The following is a 7028-nucleotide window of genomic DNA, read 5'->3' on the forward strand; positions in this document are numbered from 1 at the left end:
AATTCTAAACTTGCGCGGATTTAATGTGAATTTATTATTGAATTTGAGGTCCCGCGCTTCGGACAGTAGAATTTTTTTGACGTTCACAGAACTTATTTTTTTAACGCTGCAGCTTCCTAGGTCGGTTAGAAATCCGTTTTTTAAATTTTTGTCATTTTAATCTGCTTGATCTGCGAGTGATAAACATTCCGTCATTGCGAGGCACGAAGCAATCTCAATAAATCGTATTATTGAACTAAACCTTAGATAACTAATTTTTTTTCTAAAATTATCATCAATATAAAACATTTTCCTATTTTTGTATCGATCATTACAAAAATAAAATGAGAGGAAGACCTAATATTCACGCGAGCTCAGAATTGATAGAAAAAGCCCAGGACATATTCTGGAAAAAGGGCTATACTGCTACTTCTTTAAGTGACTTATTAACCATCACAGGAACAGGAAGCGGAAGTTTTTACAATACTTTTAAAGGAGGGAAAAAACAGGTTTTTCAGGAAGCCATCCAACAAAGAAGGGAGGCTTTCGCTGAATTTAAAACCAAACTGGAAAAAAGTGATTCTCCCATCGAACTGATCAAAGACTTTTTCAGAAGTATCACCTACGAAGGCGAGATCTCTCACCTAAAAGGCTGTATCATCGCCAATACGGTTGTGGAAATGACCTACATCGATGAAGAGCTGGAAAACGACTCGATACAGATCCTTAAAGAAGTTGAAGAAATGTACACGGAAAACATTCGTAAAGCACAGGAAAAAGGAGAAATTAAAAATCAGACCGATGCTTCGATGTTAGGGAAATACCTCATCACCTTCTGGTGCGGTCTGAATACGCTGAGAAGAATGTACCCTGATAAAAAAATACTGTCTCAACAAATAGAAATGCAATTAGCTGTGCTCAGCTAATTTTTTTATCCATTTATGGATCGATCATTACAAAAATAAACAAGAAACAAAATGAATTTAGAATTGACATCAAAAAGAGCGTTTATCAGTGGTTCAACACAGGGAATCGGTTTTGCAATCGCTCAGCAATTATTGGAAGAAGGAGCTGAAGTGATTATCAATGGCAGACAAAAAGAGAAAACTGAGAATGCTGTTTCCCAACTCAAACAACAATTTCCCAATGCAAAGGTATCAAGCCTTGTCGCTGATTTTTCAAACAAAGAAGAAGTGAATTTTTTGCTCCAGGAATTAAATGACATCGATATTCTAATCAATAACGTAGGTGTATTTGAATTGAAAGATTTTGAAGCAATCTCCGATGAAGACTGGTACACTATTTTTGAAATCAATGTCATGAGTTCAGTCAGGTTATCGCGACATCTCTTCTCCAGGATGTTAGAGAAAAAATGGGGCAGAATTATTTTCATCAGCAGTGAATCGGGAGTCAATATTCCGGGCAATATGATCCACTATGGAATGACGAAAGCTTCAATGCTGGCCATTAGTAACGGTTTATCAAAACTCACCAAAGGAACTGAGGTAACAGTCAATACTATTCTTGGTGGCCCTACGTATTCAGAAGGTGTGGCTACCAATATTGAACACATTGCAGCCCATCAAAACATCAGCGTTGAGCAGATGAAAACAGCGATCATTCAGCAAACCAATCCTGATTCTTTATTGCAAAGATTTATTAAGCCTAAGGAAATTGCCAGTCTCGCTACCTATCTTTCAAGTCCGTTGTCTGGTGCTACGAATGGAGCTAGTTTAAGGGCAGATGGTGGCGTTTTAAAAACAGTGTAAATTATTAATTAAAGCCTAAAAAATATAGAAAAATACTCCGAAAATAAATTCCGGAGTATTTTTTTACTGCATGTCTGATAATATACTTCTCAATTGTTTTAAGTACTTTCCAAAATATAGGTTAAATGTATATTTACTTATTAAATAATGCATTCCTAATATTCCCACATACATACACAATCTCAAGAGAAAACTAACTTTTGAAAGTAAGGCAAGCTCAGGAACTAAATCAAATCTGTTATACCTCAATAATACCTCAGAAAAAATAATCAAAATCAGAAAGAGCAGTCTGGTAATGTTAAGATATATAACATTGCTCTTTATCAGTTTCCTGATCTTAATTTCGATATCATTTTTTACTGAGCCATTAAACATTTCTAGTTGTCCTATTAACCTTAAATTGAAATAATAATATATCATTAGTAAGGGTAGGATAATTAAGGCCATATAGATCAAAAAGTTATTATTATCCTTGGCTACAGTAATTGCCATTACAACTAAAAAGATAAAAAGAAGCGGTAAAATTATTATTTGCTTTTTCGATCTTTTCTTAAGCTCCTCTAAGGGAGATTTCATTTGTTTTCTCGTTGCAGAAATGATGTCGAATTCATTGCTGTCTACATCCACGGAAATTTTTTTCCAGCTATTTTTTAATAGGTCCAGTTCCATTTTATTTATTGTTGGTTAAGGTTCTTAATTTTTCCTTGATTCTGTTCATTTTTACCCTTAAGGTAGCATTACTAATACCCAATATATCTTCCATCTCATCATAAGACTTGTCTTCCAGGTAAAGCATCACAATAGATTTTTCTATGTCATTTAACTGCTGTATCGCCAGATATAGCTGTTCCTGCTGCTCGTCTTTTAATCCAATATCATCTTCGTCGGGTATCTCTACATTGTGTAATTCGACATCACTATACTGAAGAGATCGTTTTGGTTTAGAAAAACTCGTTAATGCAGTGTTAATAGCGATTCGATAGAGCCATGTACTGAATTTTGACTCTGCTCTGAATTTTGGATATGATTTCCACAATTGAATGATAATGTCCTGGTACAATTCCTGAATATTATTTGGATCGTTGGCATATATCCTACAAACTTTATAAATCAAAAGTTTATATTCTTTTAGCTTTAATTCGAACTCTAATTCTAAATCTGTCTTTTTCAAATCTATTAACTTTAGCTATTTGTTCCCGGTTGCAAAAAAAAGTTACAAGATCTAACCTACTAAAAAATAAAAACAACTAAAGCTTTCTCGGCTTAATCTGAAATGTGTTTTCCGGCTACAACAAAGTGTGTTTTGACTACATGGAAAAAATGCTTTCTTTTCACCTTTGTATTGTTAAAAACAAACATAAAAATGAAAGTATTTGTAACAGGAGCCACAGGCTTTATAGGCTCTGCAACGGTTAAAGAATTACAAACTGGTGGACATAAGGTTTTAGGACTGGCACGTTCAGAAGAATCTGCCCAAAAATTAAGAGAGTCTGGTGTTGAAGTATATTACGGCGACCTCAGTCAACCCAAAACATTGATAGAGGCGGTGGAGATGTCAGATGCGGTCGTTCACCTAGGTTTTATTCATGATTTTAGTAAATTTAAGGAAATGTGTATTTTGGATGGAGAAATCATCGAAACGATCGGCTCTGCTTTGAAAAGAACACAAAAACCATTTATTATTACTTCTGGGATCGGTGTTATTCAAAAAGAAGGAATGGTAACAGAAAATGATCAGCCGGAAGGTGACGGAATTCCACGTATTATAACGGAACGCGCTGCAGATAAAGTCGCTGATATGGGTGTACAGGTAGCTGTGGTACGACTTCCACCCCTGGTTCATGACCTTGGAGATAAAATAGGTTTTGCCCCTTCCCTGATCGGGATTGCAAAAGCTAAAGGATTTTCTGCATTTATTGAAAGCGGAACGAATCTATGGCCAGCTGTACATCGTCGAGATGCCGCAAAATTATTCCGTTTGGCAGTGGAAAAGCACTCCGGAACTGGAACACGCTATCATGGCGTAGCTGAAGAGGGAATCGAGTTTAAGAAGATCGCTGAAACAATAGGTTCAAAATTGGGTCTTCCTACACGTTCAATAGCAGCTGCTGATGTGGCAGAACATTTTACTTGGTTTGCCCATTTTGCGAAGTTTAATATTTTAGCATCAAGTGCAGCAACACGTGAAACCCTAAGCTGGTCTCCCGATCAAATCGATCTATTATCAGATTTGCAGAGTGAAGCTTATTTTCCAGCTGAATAAATCGTAAATTTAATTATCAAAATCAATGAAAAATAGGCAGACCTCAGCCTGCCTATTCTTCTCTTTTATCAGAAAATTATGGCATCAAAGGAACCCATCAGAATTAAAACCATTTCAGAATTTCACAACCTTCGAGGCTTACCCAAACCTAAGCATCCTCTTATCAGTGTTGTTAATTTTTCCGAAATGCAAAACCGTCCCCAAATAGGAGATGAAAGCCTGATATTCGACTTTTATTCATTGTCTGTGAAAAGAAATATGAATCATAAATACAAATACGGTCAGAAGGATTATGATTTTGACGAAGGGATTCTTTTCTTTATCGCACCCAATCAGGTCTTACGTATTGAAACAGAAGAAAACTCACAGCCTCCATCAGGCTGGATGCTCTTGATACATCCAGATTTTTTATGGAATAAAAACCTTGCTAAAACGATCTCCCAATATGAATTCTTTGATTATTCCCTCCATGAAGCCCTATTTCTTTCCGATGATGAGGAACAGATCCTTGTGCAATTGATTGAAAATATCCGACAGGAATACAATACCAATACGGATAAATTCAGCAGTGATATTATGGCTTCTTTACTGGAAACACTTTTCAATTATTCGAATCGTTTTTATCAGCGTCAGTTTATCACCCGTGATAAAGCACATCATGAAATCCTTGAACGTCTAGAGATGATCCTTAATCAATATCTGAACAGCGATCTTATTGTTAATAATGGGATTCCCACGGTTCAATATATTTCCGAACAGCTTAATATTTCACCTGGATATTTAAGGACCCTGCTTCAAAACCTTACGGGACAAAGTACCCAGCATTTTATTCATCAGAAATTAATTGAAAAAGCTAAAGAAAAATTAAGCACAACCAGCAATAGCGTGAGTGAAATAGCTTACGAACTGGGCTTTGAGCATCCACAGTCCTTCAGTAAATTTTTTAAGAAAATGACGAGTACGACTCCCCTGGCGTTTAGGGAATTGTTTAACTAATTACTTTTTTTCCGTCAAGATATATTGATATTTAGCTACTTTACTTTGAAATTATAGAGCAAATGAAATTATACTGTATCTTTAAAAAAAAATCATAACTATGTCTTATAATAGAAGTCTACTTCTTTTTATTACTCTATTTCTATTGGGAATCCAAACATTCGCTCAAAAAAATAAAGCCACACTCATCAATGCCTATTTAGATAAAACACACCAGTCAGGTCTTTTCAATGGAAATATATTAATAGCTGATCATGGTAAAATAATCGTAAAAAAAGCAATCGGTTATGCAGATGCATCTAAAAAAAATCTACTGACCACAGAATATCGTTTTCATATCGGATCTATTGCGAAAGAATTCGATGCAGTTGGAATGATGATGCTTCAGGAGCAAGGTAAATTGAACATTAATGACAAGGTATCTAAATTTTTCCCCAACCTGCCTTCATGGGCTGATCGCATCAGTATCAAAAATTTACTTCAATATACAAGCGGATTACCAGATATAAACTGGAAAACAGTACATAGCGATGCAGACCATTGGAAAGATTTAGAATCTCTTCAAAAACTTGATTTCGAGCCTGGAAGTAATTATGCTTATAATAATAACAATACCTTTTTGCGCCGAAGGATTATCGAAAAAGTAACAGGAATACCTTTTAATAAATTTGTTTTACAAAACATTCTTAATAAAGTAGGCATTAACAATGGATTAGTAGATCCAACGGATAAAGATCCATTAATGGCCAGATCATTTGACAATAATTTTAAACAGGACGGATTGGAAGTTCCCATTTCCGGATGGACTTGCCTAAACCTGGACGATTTTCACAAATGGGCACAATGCATAGACAACTTTTGTTTAATCAACCCGGCTTCAACCCGGGAAATAATTATACCTTTTGGCCCTGATCAACAAGCTGGTTTGGGGAATGGAAGTATGGAAGCTGACAAGGTAATCAGCCATATACATGATGGCAGTGCCATACATTATCAGGCCCTTTTACAGACCAACACAAAAAAAGGCAGAACGATCATCATTTTATCCAATCAAAAACAAGGAAATGTATATGAGATCGCTGAAGCTATCGAAAACATTTTAGACGGTAAATAAAAATGAATGGTAAATAAGTGATAATTTTTAGACCCATCAAAATATTGAATAGTAGGTGAAGTTAAAACCTTTGCCTTCATCTCTAATTTTATCAAGAATTTAGAATTAAAATCAAGGTCCAGTATAACCAGATCCAGGTTCTATAACAAAAAAAGCGATGATAAAAACAAATATAACAATGATCATAATGACCATAGATATGTGATATTCATTTTTCTCAAGAAACTCTTTGAGCCTGTTGTAATATTGATTTTTCATATTTCATGTGCTTAGTATGGACTTGATTTATTAAAAGATGAAATCAATGATCAAAGATAAATAACTTTACCTACTTAACATTACTAAAGCTGACATTGCCTTTTCAGCATCTTCTTTAGCTACAAAAATATGATCGTGATAATAGGCTGCCACGACATTACAGCTTATATTTTCATGCTTCAATGCACTAGCAAAAGCAGCCGTCAAGCCTACAGCTTCCAGTGAGGAATGGACATTAAGAGTAATCCATGATGAAATATAACTGTATTCTAACTCCCATTCATCCGCAACTGATGTTTCTAAAACTACTGTAACAGCTTCCGTTTCACGAAAGAAAAACACGAGCTTTTCCAAATCCGGGATTTCGTTCAAGCTTTCTACTTTGCAGAAAACATATTCCCCTGAATTCAATACAGGTTTCATATTTTGCAACAATGTTTTCAAATCTTTTTCTCCAGACATCTTTTTTATACAAAACTAAGGGTTATGGTTCTGGATTCATTTATCAATTGATAAAAACGTTCTATGTTGTTGCGAAGAACGAAGCAATCTCAATAAATATTTTCTTATTTTTTTTATGTCCTTTTGCCTTGAAGCAAAATGGACCAAAAGTTCAAGACTGGAAGCTTTCGCTAAAAATAAGTTCACT

The 7028-nt window shown here is 35.1% G+C and carries 8 protein-coding genes; 5 read left to right on the forward strand and 3 right to left on the reverse strand.

Annotated features, from left to right (window positions below; all coding sequences use genetic code 11):
• Nucleotides 1-323: 323 nt before the first annotated feature.
• Both AC3WRL_RS00790 and AC3WRL_RS00795 read left to right on the forward strand, forming a co-directional pair.
• Nucleotides 324-905 (forward strand): TetR/AcrR family transcriptional regulator, encoded by a 582-nt coding sequence (locus AC3WRL_RS00790; RefSeq protein WP_492329519.1) that lies wholly within the window; start codon nucleotides 324-326, stop codon nucleotides 903-905.
• Nucleotides 906-956: 51 nt separating this feature from the next.
• Nucleotides 957-1748 carry an SDR family NAD(P)-dependent oxidoreductase gene (locus AC3WRL_RS00795; RefSeq protein ID WP_261511608.1) on the forward strand — a complete coding sequence of 264 codons (792 nt, stop codon included), beginning with the start codon at nucleotides 957-959 and terminating at the stop codon, nucleotides 1746-1748.
• Between the two features lie 63 nt (nucleotides 1749-1811).
• On the opposite strand, the gene AC3WRL_RS00800 is transcribed toward AC3WRL_RS00795, so the two are convergent.
• Both AC3WRL_RS00800 and AC3WRL_RS00805 read right to left on the reverse strand, forming a co-directional pair.
• Entirely contained in the window at nucleotides 1812-2417 is a 606-nt protein-coding gene (locus tag AC3WRL_RS00800) for a hypothetical protein (protein WP_214831725.1), read from the reverse strand.
• Nucleotide 2418: 1 nt separating this feature from the next.
• On the reverse strand, nucleotides 2419-2919 hold the full coding sequence (locus AC3WRL_RS00805) for an RNA polymerase sigma factor (protein WP_214831724.1): 501 nt from the start codon (nucleotides 2917-2919) through the stop codon (nucleotides 2419-2421).
• A gap of 102 nt (nucleotides 2920-3021) precedes the next feature.
• Here AC3WRL_RS00805 and AC3WRL_RS00810 point away from each other — a divergent pair, with 102 nt between their 5' ends.
• From AC3WRL_RS00810 to AC3WRL_RS00820, 3 genes are all read left to right on the forward strand, one after another.
• A complete protein-coding gene (locus AC3WRL_RS00810; RefSeq protein ID WP_492329520.1) occupies nucleotides 3022-4011 on the forward strand; it encodes an SDR family oxidoreductase in 990 nt (329 codons plus the stop codon).
• Nucleotides 4012-4089: 78 nt separating this feature from the next.
• The gene (locus AC3WRL_RS00815) at nucleotides 4090-5007 is read left to right on the forward strand and encodes a helix-turn-helix domain-containing protein (RefSeq protein ID WP_214831723.1); all 918 of its coding nucleotides are present in this window, start codon (nucleotides 4090-4092) and stop codon (nucleotides 5005-5007) included.
• Nucleotides 5008-5107: 100 nt separating this feature from the next.
• Nucleotides 5108-6121: a serine hydrolase domain-containing protein gene (locus AC3WRL_RS00820; protein ID WP_492329521.1), complete on the forward strand. Its 1014-nt coding sequence runs from the start codon at nucleotides 5108-5110 to the stop codon at nucleotides 6119-6121.
• 324 nt (nucleotides 6122-6445) lie between these two features.
• On the opposite strand, the gene AC3WRL_RS00825 is transcribed toward AC3WRL_RS00820, so the two are convergent.
• Nucleotides 6446-6841 (reverse strand): ACT domain-containing protein, encoded by a 396-nt coding sequence (locus AC3WRL_RS00825; protein ID WP_492329522.1) that lies wholly within the window; start codon nucleotides 6839-6841, stop codon nucleotides 6446-6448.
• Between the last annotated feature and the right edge of the window lie 187 nt (nucleotides 6842-7028).

It is taken from the genome of Chryseobacterium sp. FW101-FHT12H09 (genome assembly GCF_058790395.1).

Coding starts and splice junctions, on each gene's coding strand:
- AC3WRL_RS00790 (WP_492329519.1), top strand. CDS start 324: ATGAGAGGAAGACCTAATATTCACGCGAGCTCAGAATTGATAGAAAAA.
- AC3WRL_RS00795 (WP_261511608.1), top strand. CDS start 957: ATGAATTTAGAATTGACATCAAAAAGAGCGTTTATCAGTGGTTCAACA.
- AC3WRL_RS00800 (WP_214831725.1), bottom strand. CDS start 2,417: ATGGAACTGGACCTATTAAAAAATAGCTGGAAAAAAATTTCCGTGGAT.
- AC3WRL_RS00810 (WP_492329520.1), top strand. CDS start 3,022: ATGTGTTTTCCGGCTACAACAAAGTGTGTTTTGACTACATGGAAAAAA.
- AC3WRL_RS00815 (WP_214831723.1), top strand. CDS start 4,090: ATGGCATCAAAGGAACCCATCAGAATTAAAACCATTTCAGAATTTCAC.
- AC3WRL_RS00820 (WP_492329521.1), top strand. CDS start 5,108: ATGTCTTATAATAGAAGTCTACTTCTTTTTATTACTCTATTTCTATTG.
- AC3WRL_RS00825 (WP_492329522.1), bottom strand. CDS start 6,841: ATGTCTGGAGAAAAAGATTTGAAAACATTGTTGCAAAATATGAAACCT.